12 protein-coding genes and 1 pseudogene are annotated in these 15,942 nt (G+C 34.0%); 10 read left to right on the plus strand and 3 right to left on the minus strand.

The genetic code is table 11. The annotated features are described in order from the left end of the window. Positions 1-2,665 precede the first annotated feature (2,665 nt). Both DMC01_RS05765 and DMC01_RS05770 read right to left on the minus strand, forming a co-directional pair. Positions 2,666-3,442: a LamB/YcsF family protein gene (locus DMC01_RS05765; RefSeq protein WP_142693326.1), complete on the minus strand. Its 777-nt coding sequence runs from the start codon at positions 3,440-3,442 to the stop codon at positions 2,666-2,668. A gap of 527 nt (positions 3,443-3,969) precedes the next feature. Further along, entirely contained in the window at positions 3,970-4,167 is a 198-nt protein-coding gene (locus DMC01_RS05770; protein ID WP_142693327.1) for a molybdenum cofactor biosynthesis protein, read from the minus strand. 409 nt (positions 4,168-4,576) lie between these two features. Here DMC01_RS05770 and DMC01_RS05775 point away from each other — a divergent pair, with 409 nt between their 5' ends. From DMC01_RS05775 to DMC01_RS05785, 3 genes are all read left to right on the plus strand, one after another. Further along, positions 4,577-5,764 carry a M48 family metallopeptidase gene (locus DMC01_RS05775; RefSeq protein WP_142693328.1) on the plus strand — a complete coding sequence of 396 codons (1,188 nt, stop codon included), beginning with the start codon at positions 4,577-4,579 and terminating at the stop codon, positions 5,762-5,764. Beyond that, positions 5,761-6,555: a peptide chain release factor N(5)-glutamine methyltransferase gene (gene prmC / locus DMC01_RS05780; protein WP_142693329.1), complete on the plus strand. Its 795-nt coding sequence runs from the start codon at positions 5,761-5,763 to the stop codon at positions 6,553-6,555. Before DMC01_RS05775 ends, prmC begins: the two co-directional genes overlap by 4 nt. A 396-nt stretch (positions 6,556-6,951) precedes the next feature. Beyond that, the gene (locus DMC01_RS05785) at positions 6,952-7,401 is read left to right on the plus strand and encodes a DUF411 domain-containing protein (RefSeq protein WP_142693330.1); all 450 of its coding nucleotides are present in this window, start codon (positions 6,952-6,954) and stop codon (positions 7,399-7,401) included. Between the two features lie 1,076 nt (positions 7,402-8,477). On the opposite strand, the gene DMC01_RS05790 is transcribed toward DMC01_RS05785, so the two are convergent. Continuing rightward, positions 8,478-9,338 (minus strand): phospholipase A, encoded by an 861-nt coding sequence (locus DMC01_RS05790; RefSeq protein WP_142693331.1) that lies wholly within the window; start codon positions 9,336-9,338, stop codon positions 8,478-8,480. A 185-nt stretch (positions 9,339-9,523) separates the two neighbouring features. Between DMC01_RS05790 and DMC01_RS05795 the strand changes: the two genes are divergently transcribed. The 7 genes and pseudogenes from DMC01_RS05795 to DMC01_RS15875 all read left to right on the plus strand — a co-directional run bounded on the left by DMC01_RS05795 (position 9,524) and on the right by DMC01_RS15875 (position 15,826). Then, positions 9,524-10,828 (plus strand): NFACT RNA binding domain-containing protein, encoded by a 1,305-nt coding sequence (locus tag DMC01_RS05795; protein WP_142693332.1) that lies wholly within the window; start codon positions 9,524-9,526, stop codon positions 10,826-10,828. Between the two features lie 2 nt (positions 10,829-10,830). Further along, positions 10,831-11,163, plus strand: a complete 333-nt coding sequence (locus DMC01_RS05800; RefSeq protein WP_142693333.1) for a hypothetical protein — start codon at positions 10,831-10,833, stop codon at positions 11,161-11,163. 10 nt (positions 11,164-11,173) lie between these two features. Next, on the plus strand, positions 11,174-11,899 hold the full coding sequence (locus DMC01_RS05805; protein WP_142693334.1) for a phosphatidate cytidylyltransferase: 726 nt from the start codon (positions 11,174-11,176) through the stop codon (positions 11,897-11,899). Further along, positions 11,896-12,984 (plus strand): 1-deoxy-D-xylulose-5-phosphate reductoisomerase, encoded by a 1,089-nt coding sequence (gene dxr, locus DMC01_RS05810; protein WP_142693335.1) that lies wholly within the window; start codon positions 11,896-11,898, stop codon positions 12,982-12,984. Before DMC01_RS05805 ends, dxr begins: the two co-directional genes overlap by 4 nt. Continuing rightward, a complete protein-coding gene (gene pgp1 / locus DMC01_RS05815; RefSeq protein ID WP_142693336.1) occupies positions 12,981-14,369 on the plus strand; it encodes a peptidoglycan D,L-carboxypeptidase Pgp1 in 1,389 nt (462 codons plus the stop codon). Before dxr ends, pgp1 begins: the two co-directional genes overlap by 4 nt. Next, positions 14,366-15,106 (plus strand): annotated as a pseudogene (gene tsaD, locus DMC01_RS05820) (tRNA (adenosine(37)-N6)-threonylcarbamoyltransferase complex transferase subunit TsaD); the annotation flags it as partial. The gene pgp1 and the pseudogene tsaD, both read left to right, overlap by 4 nt. A 273-nt stretch (positions 15,107-15,379) precedes the next feature. Then, entirely contained in the window at positions 15,380-15,826 is a 447-nt protein-coding gene (locus DMC01_RS15875) for a tRNA (adenosine(37)-N6)-threonylcarbamoyltransferase complex transferase subunit TsaD (RefSeq protein WP_282432262.1), read from the plus strand. The last annotated feature ends 116 nt before the right edge of the window (positions 15,827-15,942 follow it).

The raw sequence follows: 15,942 nt of genomic DNA on the forward strand, positions 1-15,942 counted from the left end.
GGCAAGAATTGTTGCTTAATTTTGCAATTTTAGAGGCTTTAATATCAAGGCTTCCCCAAAAGTTACGAGTGTAACGAAGTAAAAAAATACTTTACAATTTCTCTAAATTTAGCCTTTGAAATTTTGAAACGATTGATATACTTATTTTTCATCGCTGTAATCATAACTTAAAACTCCTTTATTTGAGTTTAAGTTGTCTTGAGCCTTGAATTTTTCTTAAAGCTTGGATAAATTCAAAAATAGCTTAGAATATAAACTGAAACAGTGATTAAAATATGTCAAAAATTCAAGCAAAGGGCTAGATTTAGCCAAAATTTTTAAAACCGTTTTGTCATATCTTAAATGAACTAAGATAGATCAAGGCTTAGTTTATTGTCAAAAATCTTGCTTTGATGAGTTCTAGCTTTTTGAAAAATGAGCTTGAATCTTTGTCAAAGCGTTGCGAGGTATCTCAAAACCTCGTCATTTTAAGCCTTGAGAGCAAGGCGAAGCATTTCAAAACCTCGTCATTCTGAGCTTTCGCAGAAAGCGAAGAAACTCAATCTCAAATCCTTGTCATTCTGAGCCTTCGCAGAAAGCGAAGAAACTCAAATAAATTTTTAAAGATTTTTTGCTTCGCCTACCGCCTAAAATGCTGGGTCGCTACTCTCAAAATGACAAATAAATCAAATCTGCTTGAATTTAAATTCAAGTCATAGTGTAATTGAGATGAGTGTTTTGAGCGTGGAAATTTTAGAGAACATTGCTGGACTTTCTTTGGGGGAAATGTAACTTTGTTTAAAATCAAAGTATGGCTTGGGGCTTAAAAATTAAAGCCGTGTTGTGATTTTGCTGAATTTTGCGTGGGATTTTTGGAGAATTTGCGTGAATTTTTAGGGACCTTTGTGTGGGTGTGCTGAATTTGGGTTTTAGCGCGGGATTTTTAGCTTTGATAGGCTTTGCTGAATTTTTGGAACTTTGCGAATTTGTTTAGATTTATCTTAATTTTAAGGTAAAAATTCAAGTAAGCTAAGATTTAGAAAATCGGGCTTTTTGTGAATTTTTTGCATCTGTGGAGTGGATTTTAAAGCTTTTTGTGAATTTTTGTGTTTTTTGCGTGAGCTTTGTTGAATTTTGCGTTTTAATGCGAGGCTTGTATAAAATTTAGCTTTGTGAGTTTAAAAATTTACGCATTTTTAGACAAGGGCTTGAATTCTAAGAGCTTTTAAATTTATTAAGTGTGGGGTAATTTTATATAAAAACATCATCTTGCTTTGACAAACTTAGTAAATGATGGTGTGAATTTTTAAAAATTCAAAACTTAGCTGATTGTTTTGTAAATTCTTAGACAATTTAAACTAAGTAGCTCTTTATTTTTACTAAGATTTTATCTAAGCTTTTATCTTAAATTTAAAGTTTTAGGCGTGAATTTAAAGCTTTTAGCGTGTAGTTTTAAATTTTCTAGGATTTTTCTGAGATATTTTATAAAGTTAAAACAAGCCTTTTAACTTGTATCTTACATAAAATTTGACTTTCTTTCAAAGTAGATAAAAGCTTCTTTTTTAATGCCTTGAATGTATGTAGTTTTAAAAGCTTTTTGTAGTTTTTTATTTGATAATGCCTAAGGCAGGGCGTTTTGCAAGGCTAAGAACTTTTTTGAAAATCAAAAGCCTTGAGAGTTAAAAGAACTATAAAGTAATTTGCAAGCCCTTTGTAAATTGTTGTAAATGCGGCATTTAGGTAGCTACAAATCATTTTCTGAGAGTAAATAAGATTAAACAAGGTAGTATTTAGCTCTAAAAAAGTATTGTTTTAGCTTTGTGGTGAATTTTTCACCTTTACGGTGAAGATGCTAAAAATGAAGTTTTTGCTTGAATTTTTTAACTGTCTTTGATCTAAAAAGATAAAAATTAAAAAGCAATACTTTTTTACAGTCATTTCTTAAATAAGCCCTTTTTTCTTTGTTTTTAGTGCTGAAAGAAGTTTAGCAGCTTGTAAGATCTGGCGAAACAAAAATCTATTTTTTTTAAAAAAGGCTTAATTAAACTTAAACTAAAGGGTTTTTAAATTAATGCCTATGAAAAACAAAGACCCATTCCCAAAAAATTTATTTGCAAAAGAGGATCTTTGTGAGAAAGCTTATGAAAAGAAGTAGTTTTGTGAATTTTGGATAAAAATTTAAGCTAAATTATATCTCTATTTGAATTTTTGTCATATTGAGTTTTCCTAGAAAATGGAATATCTCTATCACAGTCCTTGCTTAGCAATACAAGGTTATGTTTAACTTAGTAGCTTATGAGAACTTTGAATGTTTTTCGACAAAAGAGACTTAATTTTGTCTTTTTACAGTGCTTGTTATTTTGCCATAAAAGCTTGTTTTTACCTCTTTAAGCTTTATGAAATTTTTAGCTTATTCGTGCTTAGTATGCTTGTTTTGATCTTTTTAAAAGGAGGCATTTAAAAAAGCTTAAGCTTATAAAATCTTGGCTTGAAGCAAAACTAAACAAAGCAAACAAAACTACACAAACAAAGCTAAGCATAAAACAAGTAAGCAAAGCCAAGCAAAAGCAAAGAAAATTCAACTAATCAAACCAAACAAGCAAGGCTAAGCAAAGGCAAACAAAGCTACACAAAGCAAAGCAAGGCAAAGCAAACAAAGCCAAAATTTAGCCTAAATTTTTAAAATTCACAAGACTAGTTCTTTCAAAGAACAAAGCTCAAAGCCCTCTTTCTCTAAGCCTCTTCTTAGCCTTGATACAAGCTTTAAGGCATTTGGATTATCTCCGTGCACGCAAATGCTATCTACCTTTAAGGAAAGCTCCTTGCCACTTATGCTTTCAACCCTTCCTTCTTTAAGTAGCCTTAAAACCCTCTTTAATGCCAGCTCCTCATCCTCTATCACAGCACCTTGAATGTCCCTTGAAACCAAGCTTTTATCATCATTATAAGCCCTATCAGCAAAGAATTCATTTGCAAAGCAAAGCCCCTTTTTTTGTGCTAACTCTATCATCAAGGACTCACTTAAACCAAGCAAAATAAGCTCATCATCAAAGTCAAGCACAGCCTCACACAAGGCAAGGGCTAGTTTTTCATCACTAAGAGCCATATTATAAAGGGCTCCGTGGGCTTTGATGTGGCTTAGCTTGGTTTTATTTGCTCTTGCAAAGGCATCTAAGGCTCCAAGCTGATACAAGATATAATTTTTTGCCTCAATAAAACTAAGCTGCATCTTTCTCCTACCAAAGCCCAAAAGATCAGCAAAGCCAGGATGTGCTCCTATGCCAACATTTTGTTCCTTTGCTATCTTCACGGTTTTATTCATAACGCAAGGATCTCCTGCGTGAAAGCCACAGGCTATGTTTGCTGAGCTAATGAAGCTTAAAATGCCCTCATCATCTGCCATCTTATAAACAGAAAAAGCCTCGCCCAAATCGCTATTTAGATCTATTTTTAGCTTACTCATTGAATTTGCCCCCCCCTTTTTTAAATGCTTTTAAGCTCTTATTATGACATATTTTAGGGATTTTTGAGCTTTTTTCTTTTGCGTTTTTTGGATTTTAAAATGCTTTAAAAAAGCCTAATTTAGATCTTTAAAGATTAAAATGATTTAAGTTAAGGCTTAAATTTTTATTATAACCTTGACAGAGTTGCGAATTTATGTGGCTTTTAACTAAATAACTTAGTTTAAATTCAAGGGCTTAAATTTAAGATAAAGGGCTTTAAAATAGGTTTAAAATTCAAAGGGCTTTTAAAAAAAGTGCTTGAATTTAGACAAAACTGTCATTTTGAGTTTATAAGCAAGGCGAAGAAATCACTCACAAAGATCTTTTTTGTAAAAAAATTCACAAAAGCTTTTTGCAAAAAATAATTTTGAAAATTTTTTTAAAATGCTTTTAAGCTCATGGCATATTTTGCAGTTAAATAATAATGCTTTTTAGAAAAGGACTTTAAATTTGAAATTATGTTAAGAAGTTCTTAAAAATTCAAAATTTATCTTGACTTAAAGTCCTTATCAGCCTTTATAAGCCTTGTAAGCTGCTTTGCAAGTAGGGCGAGCTTGTCTTTGTCCTTTGCCATTTCTCTGATCTTTTGAGTAAAGCCATAAAGCCTATCATCTAGGATGTAATCATTTGGATCTATCTTTTTTGGAGGGATTTTTAAGGGCTCTTTTTTCTTTTTATTAAACATAGTTTAATCCTTAATTTTTTAATCAAATCGGCAAAAGCACTGTTTATATTTAGCTTGTAAAAATTAGCCTTTGTGAATTTAGCCTGCTTTGTCTTTGGCTTAAAGCTTGGCTTTGTTAAGATTAAAAAAGGCTAAAATATTAAATTTTCTTTGCAAATTCAAGGCTTTTTAAAATTTTAAGCAAATTTTGCAAATTTTAGGTGCTGTTTGTTTCTTTTTAACTTTAAATTGTAACAATTAAGAAAAATTTAGGCCTTGTGTTGAATTTAAACAACCCTTTTAAGCAAGATCTACTAAAAAATCTTAGAACTTTAAAGTAATAAAGCATAGTTTCTTAGATAAAGCTTAAAAAGATAAAATTATGTGATAAATTCAGCAAAAAAGTTAAAATTTATAAGAAAGGATCTTTATGACAGTTATAAGCATTTTGTGTATTTATACCCTTGTTTTTGTGGGAATTTCTGCTGTGCAGCTTGGCTTTTTAAAAAAAGAAAGAGATAAAAAGGCAGTGATCTTGGATGAAAGTGCTTACAAGGAGGCTGCAAGTATAGCCATTACAAATGAAAAATTTAGCATCTTTTCTCACCTTTATACCCTCATTTTATATGTGGTGTGGCTTGTGTGGGGACTTGCTTTGCTTAAAAGCTTGATTATTAACACAAACTCCACCCTTGAAAACACCGCTTTTTTACTAGCCTTTTTACTTATAAACACCCTTTTAAGTCTGCCCTTGTCGATATATAAGGACTTTATCAAGGATAAAAAGCAAGGCTTTTCCACCATTACACCAGCACTCTTCATAAAAGACACAGTTAAGGGGCTTTTTTTGCTTGTGGTTTTTGGCTTTTTGCTTATTTATGCCCTTGTTTTTTGCTATGAGTTTTTAGGGGATTTGTGGTGGTTAGCAGCCTTTGGGATCTCCTTTTTAGCTATCTTGGTGGCAAATGTGCTTTATCCAACCCTAATTGCTCCTATGTTTAACAAGATGCAAAGGCTTGAGGATGAGAACTTGCAAGATGAAATTTCATCCTTGATGAATAGATGCGGTTTTAGCTCAAAGGGCGTTTTTGTGATGGATGCAAGCAAGAGAGATACAAGGCTAAATGCTTATTTTGGAGGACTTTTCAAGAGTAAAAGGGTGGTGCTTTTTGATACTTTATTAAAGGCACTTGATACAAAACAGCTTTTGGCTGTCTTAGGGCATGAGCTTGGACATTTTGTACACAAGGATCTAATCAAGGGCTTAATTAGTGGGGCATTGATGCTATTTTTGCTTTTTTTTGTTTTTGCGCATTTGCCTGAATTTTTTTATAAAGAAAGTGGCTTAGACGGGGTAAATGCTGGGGTCTTTGTGCTTTTTTTGATCTTTGGTGAGGTGTTTAGTTTAATCTTTTCTCCCTTTGTGAATTTTATAAGCCGTAAAAACGAGTTTGAAGCTGATAAGCACGGTGCCCTAATGACCTCAAACAAAGATATGCGTGATGCCTTGTTTGTTCTAGCAAAGGAAAACAAAGCCTTTGTAAAAACCAGTAAGATCTATTCTTTCTTTCATCTTTCACATCCTAGCATCGATGAGAGATTAAAAGCCTTGATGTGAAGGTTTGCGAGGCCTTAAGGCTTGCTAGGGCTAGCTTGGTTGGCAATGAAAGATATGCTGAGTTTATCTTGCTTGAGTTTTTGGGTAAGGATAGAGCCTGGCTTTTTTTAAATCCTGAATTTAAGATTAACAAAGAGGCTTATTTTAAGTTAATAAACCGTTTTAAAGAGGGCGAGCCCTTTGAGTATATCTTTAAAAAGGCTAGTTTTTACGGACTTGATCTTTTTATTAAAAAGGGGGTTTTGATCCCACGGTTTGATAGCGAAATTTTGCTTCAAATTTGCCTTGATGAGCTAAAAAAGAAAGCCTACAAGAAGATTTTAGAAATAGGCTTTGGAAGCGGGGCTTTAAGCATAGTCCTTGCAAAACAGCTAAAAAGAAAGATAATAGCTTGCGATCTTAGTAAAAAGGCTTTAAATGTTGCCTTGCAAAATGCCAAGGCTCAGAAAGTAGAGCATTTGATAGATTTTCAACTTTGTGATTTTGCTAAAATGAAAGGCGAGTTTGAGTTTATCTTTTCAAATCCACCCTACATAGCAAAAAACTATCCCCTTGATAAATATGTAAGCAAGGAGCCTAAAAGGGCTTTGCTTGGAGGCAAGAAAGGACACGAAATACTTAAAAAAATCATTTTTTTTGCCAAGGAAAAAAAGGCAAAGTTCCTTGCTTGTGAATTTGGCTACGATCAGCGTGAGATCTTAGCTAAAATTTTACGCAAAAATGGCTTTGAGGCTGAATTTTTCAAAGATACAGCAGACCTTGATAGAGCCTTTTTGGCAAGGAGGCTTTAAGTTTATTTTAAGCTTATTCTAAGTTTATTATGAATTTATTGGAGGATGAGGGCTTAAAAAATTCACATTTTTTGCAAAGAGTGCTTAAATTTAAGAAGGCTTTTAATCTTAGAGACATTTAAGGATATTTGCTATGCTTGAATTGAAAGCTCTCGTTTTTATTTAAAATCAAGTTTTTTTATAAAAATGACGCAACTTAAAATTCAAAAGGCTTTTTTTTCAAAAAAGTGTTGATTTGTTATTTTGAGCTTGCGGACGAAGAAGCCATAAATTCAAGGTGTTTCTTTATAAATTCGTGAATTCTTGGCACACGTTTAGAATGACAAACATGGTATTTTATCTAAGATCAATAGTTTTTTAAAATAGAGCTAATAAAATTGCTATAAAGGAGCTTCAATGAAAAAACTTTTACTTTTGTTTGCAACAAGTAGCTTGATCTTTGCAAAAAGCACCATAGAACTTCATCAAAGTCCCTTTTGTGGATGCTGTGGAAGATGGGCTAAGTATATGCAAGATCAAGGCTATACAGTTAAAATTCACAAAAGCAGTGAATTTTATAAGCTAAAAGAAGAACTAGACATAAAAACCCAGTATCAAAGCTGCCACACAGCCTTAGTTGAAGGCTATGCCATAGAAGGACATGTGCCTGAATCTGCTATATCTTGGCTACTTAAAGAAAGACCAAAGGATGTCATAGGCATATCAACTCCTGGCATGCCCATAGGAAGTCCTGGCATGGAACAAGGCGATGTCCAAGAAGAATATGCAGTAATCATAATGCTTAAGGATGGAAGCTACAAGGTGTATGGCATTTATAGAGGGGATGTGCTTATAAAAAAGGGCTGATCTTTGGCTAAATTGAGCTTAAAAGGCTTAAATTTATGTTTTCGTTTGTAACTTTCTTAAACAGTGCTGAATTTATTGTGAGCTTTTGTCCTTTTGTCTAGTAAATTCAAGCTTATTAACAAAGTTTCATTTTGGGCATTTATAAAGAAAAAAGCTTTGTTTTAGGCTTTAAAAAAGAAACCTCGTTTTTTAAAGAAGCTTTGCTGTGCTAAAGAAACTTTGTTTTATAAAAAAGCTACGCTTTAAAAGACCTTGCAAGGCACAGCAAATTCAAAAGAACATTATCAGCTTTTTAGCCTTAGATCTCAAACTCTATCTTGTTTGATATAACAAAATTTGTTTAAGATAGCTCACAATGTTTAGTATGAGAAGCTGGGAAATTTTTGACCCCTTTGTAATTCTGAGCTTTAGTAGAAAGCGAAGAATCCACACTCTTATCATTCTAAGCTTACAAAGCAAAGGAAGAAGCTCTTTTCTCTAAGATATTTTACATTTACTCAGTATAACAAGAAAATAATCGCTTAGCAACGCTTTGTATGATAAAAATTCATATCTTTGTCATTTTAACCGTAGCGACCCAGCGGGCTGGGTAGCCGAAGCAAAAAATCTCTTGTCATATTGAGGCGAAACCGAAATATCTCTAAAATTTATTTGAGATTCTTCGCCTTGTTCTCGCAAGGCTCAAAATGACAAGGTTGTGAGATACTTAGCTCTTTAGTATGACAAAATGGTGTTTGAAATTCTTCTGCCTCATTCCTAGAATGACAAGTAGAATTACGAGATACTTCGCACACGCTTTGTATGACAAAATTTGTAAATTTACTTTTATGTTGTCATATTGAGTTTTTGTAGCAAGTAATTTGTCATTCTGAGGGAGCGAAGCGATCGAAGAAACTCTTTTTGAATTTTTATCATTTCGAGTTTTCGTAGAAAACGAAATATCTCTTTTTAAATTACGAGATACTTCGCACACGCTTAGTGTGACAAAAAGTAACATTTTTTTGAAAATAAGCAATTTAAAAGCTCTATCTTCTTTAAAATTCACAAAATAGCATTGACAAGATAAATTCAAAGGCTTAATAAGCCACCAAAAAGCCTATTGAGAGCTTGTGCATTAATTTGTGATAATCAATAAGGCTTTCTCCGTATCCATTAAAATACTGCACATACCAAAAAATGCCGTTATTAAAAAGATCAAAACCAGCATTAAACTCAAAAGCACCCTTGTTGCTTTCAAGATCTAGGTTGTTTCTATAAAGGGTGGCTATGAAGGTATTCTTTCCCAAATACCCAAACTGCAAGTCAAAATACCCCATATACTTAGCAATGTCTTTGTTATCGTTAAGACTTGATTCGTCTATAATATACCAAAACCTTGGAGAAAGGGCAAAACGGTTATGGACAAATAAAAAGCTACTGTATATTCTATTCCAAGAGCGAGATTCAAAGTTTTCATTGCCCTTGCCGTTTGATTGGTGTAAAAGCCCTATTCTTGTGTTTTTAAGCATATTAAAGCCTTGAATTTTCAAGGGCAACTCCAAAAACAACTCAGGCGCATAATTAAGCTCCCTAAAAGGAGCCGAGGTGGCATAAAGCTGCCACCAAGCAGTTTGAGTATAGGCAAAATAAAGCTCCTCATCAAGCCCAAAAAAATTCTCAAAGATAGGCTTTTTGATGCTGATTTGAAACTTAACCTCATTTCTTTTGTTTCTCCCTGTTCTGCCCTTGTAGGTATAAGAAAGGGGCAAAAAATAATTAACATTATGTGTGCTAATGCTTAAAAAAGTGAGGCTTTTATCCTCGCCTGTGTAGTTTTGAAAGGCAATTTGCGCAAAGTCGTATTCCCTTGGCTTTTTAAGCTCCTTTTCAAGCTCATTCTCAGCCCTTAAAAAAAGCACAAATACAAACAAGATAAAAATAGATCTAAAATAACTCAAGCTAACTCACTTTTTGTAGTTTTTAAATTCACAATTTAATTATTAAAGCTAAAAAATTCAAGGGTTTTTTACTAAAATTATAAAAATGCTTATCTTGCTTAATTTGATTTAGGCAAAATGACACAAGGAGTTTTCATCTTGCTTTTTTAATGAAATTATAATCAAAAAGAGCTTATAATTTCATTATGAAATACCAAGAGCTTTTGCAAATTGCTAAATTTTTACAAGCACAAAAAAGATTAATCTTCATTAAAAGATTTGCAGATAATGCCTTGTGCGTGAAATTTGAAGATGAGGAGCTAATTTTTGATCTAAGCCGATCAGAAAGTGCGATCTATAAGGCAACTTTGGTGGGTAAAACCTATAATGCCCCCTTTGATCTAATGCTTACTAAATTTTTTTCAAATGCTGAGATTTTAGAACTTGATCTGCTTGAGAATAACAGAGTGCTTTTCATAAAAACAAGCTCCTTAAAATCTTACAAAAGCTTAAATGCAAAGATCTATTTTGAATTTACAGGAAAAAATACAAATGTAATTATAGTTGATGAAAAAGAATGTGTAATCGAGGCTTTAAGGCATATTGAAAAGAGCTACCGTGTGGTGAAATGTGGGCTAAGATTAGAACCCTTAAAGCCCTTTAAGATGGATGAGAATTTTCAAAAGATTGAAGATTTTAACGAGTATTTTAATGCTGTTTTTCAAAAAATAAACGAGCAAAAAATAAAAGCTCTTAAAGAAAACAAAGAAGCTCTTTTAAATAAAAAAATAAGCTCCCTAAATGAAATGCTAAAAAGCTTACAAAAAGAAGAAGCACTACTTGCAAGGGCTGAAAATCTTAGCCACAAAGCAAAGATCCTAGTAGCAAATTTATATAAGATTAAAGATTATGAAAGAGATTTTATTTTGTTTGATTTTGAGGGACAAGAGCTTGAATTTAAGCTTGACAAAGCTGCTAAGATCTGGGCTAATGAAACTTTCAAAGAAGTTAAGAAATTAAAACAAAGAGCTAATAATTTGCACCTACAAAGAAGTAATTTAGAAGAAAAACTAGCCTTTTATAACAAACTTTTAGAGCTTATTAAAAAAGCAAACTCAGCCTTTGAGTGTGAAATTTTATTCCCAAAAAAAGAAAAAAGGGAAAAAAAAGAGGAAAAAAATTTAGGAGTAGCGAGGTTTTACTACAATGACTTTATCATTCTTGTGGGTAAAAATGAAAGGGCAAATGAGTTCTTGCTTAAAAATGCAAAAAAGGATGATCTGTGGTTTCATATAAGAGATTACGCTGGTGCTCACGCTTTTATAGTATCAAATAAGCAAAAAATTAGCGAAAATGTGATACAATTTGCCTCAAAGTTGTGCGTTGAGTTTTCAAATTTAAACAAGGATGCTTATTTTGTCGATTATACTCAGAGAAAATTTGTTACGGTTAAACAAAGAGCCTTTGTGAATTATTATAATCACAAAAGCCTACGCATTTTAAAGGAGTGAAAATGCCTGTTACACCTTTGGGAAATAGCCATTTTGTAAATCAAAATGTGTCCTTGGTTTCAACTCAGGTTAGCAATGAACTTGCTAAGGAAAGCTTTGCTAGTATGGCAAATTTAGCTGAATTTCAAGCCAAAGAAAAGGCCATTGAAAAGCTTGAAAGCGTGCAACAAAGCGATGAGCTAAATGAAGAGATTAAAGAAAAGGCCGAGGAGGAAAAAAAGAAGAAACAGTCAAAAGAAGAAGAGCAAAACAAAGAAGAAAATGAAACAAACGAAGAAGAAACAAGCGAGACTCTTGTCTTAGAAGGAAGGCATCGCTTGGATCTAAGTATTTAAAGGAGTAACTGTGTTAAAAGATAGAATTTTATGGGGTGTGATTATGGCGGTGGCGGTAGTTATTGTCGCCTTGATTGATAGCTTTTGGCTGACCTTCGTGGTCTTTGGCGTGCTTTTATACTTTGCCTTTGAGGAGGCAAAAAAGCTCTTTAATGCTAAGCAAGCCAATATAATCTTTGTTTTAATAGCCTTTGTCCTAGCTAGTATAAGCAAAGAGCCTCTTGCCTTTGCTGCCTTGCTTTTTTTGTTGGTGCTTGGATACCTAGTTTATATAAAAGCAGATACACTTAAAGAGGCTTTGCCTTATCTTTATCCAACTGTGCCTATCTTTGCCTTGTGGCAGCTTTATTTGGATCAGGGTATGTTTGTGCTTTTTTGGCTGATCTTCATAGTGGTAGTTTGCGACAGTAGTGCTTATTTCATAGGTAAATTAATAGGCACAACCCCCTTTTCACAAACAAGTGCAAGCAAGACAAGAGAGGGGGTAATAGGAGGCTTAATCTGCGCCACAGTGCTTGGAATGCTCTTTGGTCTCTTTCAATACGGCTTTTTTCTTAGCCTATTTTGTGCTTTTTTTGTGGCTATTTTTGCCGTCATTGGAGATCTGCTTGAAAGCTATTTTAAAAGAAAGGCTGATCTTAAAGATAGCGGATCTTTAATACCAGGACACGGAGGCTTGTTAGATAGAATAGATGCGATTATAATAGCACCCTTTGTCCTAATAGCCCTTTTATGATAGTCTTTGGAAGCACAGGTAGCATAGGACAAAACACCCTTCTTTTAGCAAGGAAATTTAAAACAAAAATAAGTGCTTTAAGTTGTAATCAAAACATCAAGCTTTTAAACAAGCAAATAGAAGAATTTAAGCCAAGTTTCGTTTGCATAGGCAAAAATGCCGATAAAAGCTTGGTTAAGTTTAATAAAAGCCGCATTTTTACGGATCAAGAAGGCTTAGAGCAGATCTTAGAGCTTTGCGATGATGAGCTTGTAGTAAATGCCATAGTTGGCTTTGCAGGGCTTCGCACAAGCTTAAAGGCAAAGGCATTGAATAAAAGCATAGCCCTTGCAAACAAAGAAAGCTTGGTTGTGGCTGGGAAGTTTTTACAAGATGCAAGGATCACCCCCATAGACAGCGAGCATGCTGCCTTGAATTTTTTGCTAAAAAATCAAGACAAAAAAAGCATTTCAAGGCTAATCATCACCGCAAGTGGGGGTGCTTTTTTTAAGCTTAAAAGCAAGGATTTAAAAAAAGTTGATGCCAAGATGGCTTTAAGGCATCCAAATTGGAGCATGGGTGCAAAGATCACCATAGACAGTGCCACCATGGCAAACAAGCTCTTTGAGATCATAGAAGCTTACCATCTTTTTAAGCTTAAAAACATAGACGCTCTAATAGAACCAAGCTCCATAATCCACGCCCTTTGTGAATTTAAAGACGGAGGTGTTAGTGCCTATCTTTCAGTAGCAGATATGAAACTAGCCATCTCTCAGGCTCTTTTTATGAAAAATGAGCAAAAAATCACCAAAACATTAGATATTGTTAAACTTGCTAGTTTAAAATTTCACAAAATAAGCGTTAAAAAATACCCCATTTTTTCGCTAAAAAAGCCCTTACTTGATAATGTCGATCTTGGAGTTTTGATAAACAGTGCAAATGATTTTAAGGTCCAAGAGTTTTTAAATGGAAAATGCAAATTTTTAGACATACAAAGGGGTATCTTTAAGAGCTTAGATCATTTTGGCGAGCCTAAGATTAAAGAACTAGCTGAAATTTTTGAGCTTCATTTAAGGGTGAAAGAATTTTTAAAAGGAAAGCATTGAAAAAAAATATCTTCTTAATCTTACTTATCAATTTTGCCTGTGCGCTTGAATTTACAGTGAGTGAAAACGGCAAAAGCCTAAATGACAACAACACAGTTTTAATCTTCGGTGGCATTCAAGGAGATGAGCCAGGTGGCTTTCACGCAGCAAGCCTATTAATAAGTGATTATAACATCACCAAGGGCAAGATCATAGTAGCACCAAATCTTGCCTTTGATAGCATAATCAAAAGATCCCGTGGGGTAAAGGGGGATTTAAACCGCAAATTTGCTAAACTCAGCAAAAACGATCCTGATTATGAAACAGTACAAAGGATAAAGAATTTAATCTTGCTGCCTGAGGTTGGAATGGTGCTAAATTTACACGATGGCTGGGGCTTTTACCGCCCTGATTTCATAGATGAGATGAATAATCCTAAACGTTGGGGCAACTCAGGTGTCATAGACACAAAAGAAATTAATGCTAGCAAGTATAATGAGCTTGAAAGCATAGCTCAAAAGGCAGTTGAGGGCGTAAATTCACAGCTAATAGACGAAAAACATAAGTATTATCTTAAAAACACCAAAACAGAGGAATTAGCAGATGCTGAGATGCTAAAAGCCTTAACTTACTTTGTCATCTCAAACAACAAAGCCGCCTTTGCCAACGAGGCTAGCAAGAACTTGCCCGTGCATTTAAGGGTGTATTATCATTTAGTTGCCATTGAAAGCTATCTAAAAACAGCTGGCATTGAATTTACAAGAAGCTTTGATCTAAGCCCTGATGGCGTTAAAAGGGTCATTGACACAGAAATTGATGTCAAGTTATTTGCAAACAAGATCCTACTTCATCTTCATCTGCCAAGGCCAACTGTTAGGTATTTACCCTTTCCCTTACAAAGAGCTTATGATTATAACACCAGCAACGAGCTTACTGCTGTTGTAGCAGACAAGGGTTCTTATTTCGTTCAGTATGGAAACCGCTTTCAAACTAGAATTTATCCTGAATACCTTGAATTTTCAGACGCCATTAATGATTTTTTAATGATAGTTGATGGCGAGGAAAAGATAATCCCCTTTGCTAGTAAGGTTGGCGTTAAAAAATATTTTATGGTGCCAAAGATCAAAGGCGTTCGTGTCAATGTCATAGGGCTTGATGTAGGAAAGGATGAGAGTGGATTGAGGGTTGAAAAGAACAAAATGCTTCCTCAATACTCCCTTGATCTAGCAGGAAAGATTTTCAGGGTTGAGTTTTACGAGCTAAGGGGTGCAAAATTAGAACAACAAAGCTTTCAAGAATCCTTCAAAAAACTCATCAAAAACCCTCCCCAACAAGGCAATGAAATATACAATCAAGCAAAAAGAAAGGATAAATTCCTAGGCTCCATCCTTGTGGAATTTGAATGAAAAAGCTAATTTTAGCCATAGAAAGCTCTTGCGATGATAGCTCAGTAGCCATCATCGACAAGGAAAACTTAGAGTGTCTATTTCACAAAAAGATCTCCCAAGAATTAGAACATTTTAAATTTGGAGGCGTGGTGCCTGAACTTGCTGCAAGGCTTCACACTACCGCACTACCACAAATTTTAGAGCAGTGTAAAGACTATTTTGACAAGCTTTGTGCTGTTGCGGTTACAAATGAGCCAGGGCTTACTGTGAGTTTGCTAGGAGGTGTAACTATGGCAAAGCTTTTAAGTGCTAGCTTAAACCTGCCCTTAATTGCAGTAAATCACCTTGTGGGGCATTTTTACTCCCTTTTTCTTGATCAAAAAGCAAGGCTTGATATGGGTGTTTTGCTAGTAAGTGGGGGACATACTATGCTCTTATACATTGATAAAAAATCAAGGATCAAGATCCTTGGACAAAGCCTTGATGATGCCTTTGGTGAGAGCTTTGATAAGGTAGCTAAGATGCTAAAACTTGGCTATCCAGGTGGGATCTTTGTAGAAAAACTAGCCCAAAAGGCTAGATGCAAAAGCCTTGAATTTACCGTTCCTCTAAGACAGAGCAAGGATCTAAATTTTAGCTTCTCAGGGCTTAAAAATGCTGTTAGGGTGGAGATTAATAATACCTTGAGTATGAATTTAGAAAAAAATTCACAAGCTAGCTTAGATACAAAGTTAAACCCTAAAAATTCAAGCACAAATTCAAAAGAAGGCTTAAATTCAAGTCAAGTCTCAAAGGGCATTTCAAGCTTAAATTTAAGCAATGTTTCAACTGTAAATTCAAGTAGTGCTTTAAATTTAACTGAAAATTCAAGCAGTGATTTAAGTCAAAATTTAAGTTTAAATTCAAGCAATGCTTCGACTTTAACTTCAAGTTTAAATTCAAACCACAGTTCAAACTTAAAATCAAACAGCACTTCAAGCTTAATTTCAAGTTTAAATTTAAACAGCACTTTAAATTTAAATTCAACTGTGAATTCAAGTAATGCTTCGACCTTAAATTCAAATTTAAATTCAAACCACAGTTCAAACTTAAATTCAAGCAGCACTTCAAATTCAAGTGAAAATTCAAGCCTAAATTCAAATTTAAGTGAATTACAAAAAAGCGAGATAGCCTATGCCTTTGAAGAAGCAGCCGTGGCTCATTTGATGGATAAGGTAAAAAGAGCCTTTAAAGAGCATAAATTCAAGGCTTTTGGCGTGGTGGGCGGAGCAAGTGCGAATTTAAGATTAAGAGCCCAGCTTCAAACACTTTGCAAGGATTATGAATGCGAGCTCTTGCTTGCACCGCTTGAATTTTGTGCGGATAATGCCTTGATGATAGCAAGGGCTGCTTGTGAGCTTTATGAAAGAAAGGACTTTGTATGTCTTAACGAGGATATAATAAGCCCTAAAAATAAGCATTTTTTTAGGGTGTAAATTTATGTAAATTTTGACACAAAGCAGTTTATAGGACAAAATCTTTATCAAATTTTATTAAAATTGATAAGAAAAAATCCTGTTAAGGCATTTTGAGCCTTAAAATGTATAGAAAA

The sequence above is a fragment of the Campylobacter troglodytis genome (assembly GCF_006864425.1).
Taxonomy (GTDB): domain Bacteria; phylum Campylobacterota; class Campylobacteria; order Campylobacterales; family Campylobacteraceae; genus Campylobacter_D; species Campylobacter_D troglodytis.

Excerpts from the sequence above, each read along its gene's own strand:
- DMC01_RS05775 (WP_142693328.1), top strand. The coding sequence starts at position 4,577 with ATGACAGTTATAAGCATTTTGTGTATTTATACCCTTGTTTTTGTGGGA.
- dxr (WP_142693335.1), top strand. The coding sequence starts at position 11,896 with ATGATAGTCTTTGGAAGCACAGGTAGCATAGGACAAAACACCCTTCTT.
- DMC01_RS05770 (WP_142693327.1), bottom strand. The coding sequence starts at position 4,167 with ATGTTTAATAAAAAGAAAAAAGAGCCCTTAAAAATCCCTCCAAAAAAG.
- DMC01_RS05800 (WP_142693333.1), top strand. The coding sequence starts at position 10,831 with ATGCCTGTTACACCTTTGGGAAATAGCCATTTTGTAAATCAAAATGTG.
- DMC01_RS05765 (WP_142693326.1), bottom strand. The coding sequence starts at position 3,442 with ATGAGTAAGCTAAAAATAGATCTAAATAGCGATTTGGGCGAGGCTTTT.
- DMC01_RS05785 (WP_142693330.1), top strand. The coding sequence starts at position 6,952 with ATGAAAAAACTTTTACTTTTGTTTGCAACAAGTAGCTTGATCTTTGCA.
- DMC01_RS05795 (WP_142693332.1), top strand. The coding sequence starts at position 9,524 with ATGAAATACCAAGAGCTTTTGCAAATTGCTAAATTTTTACAAGCACAA.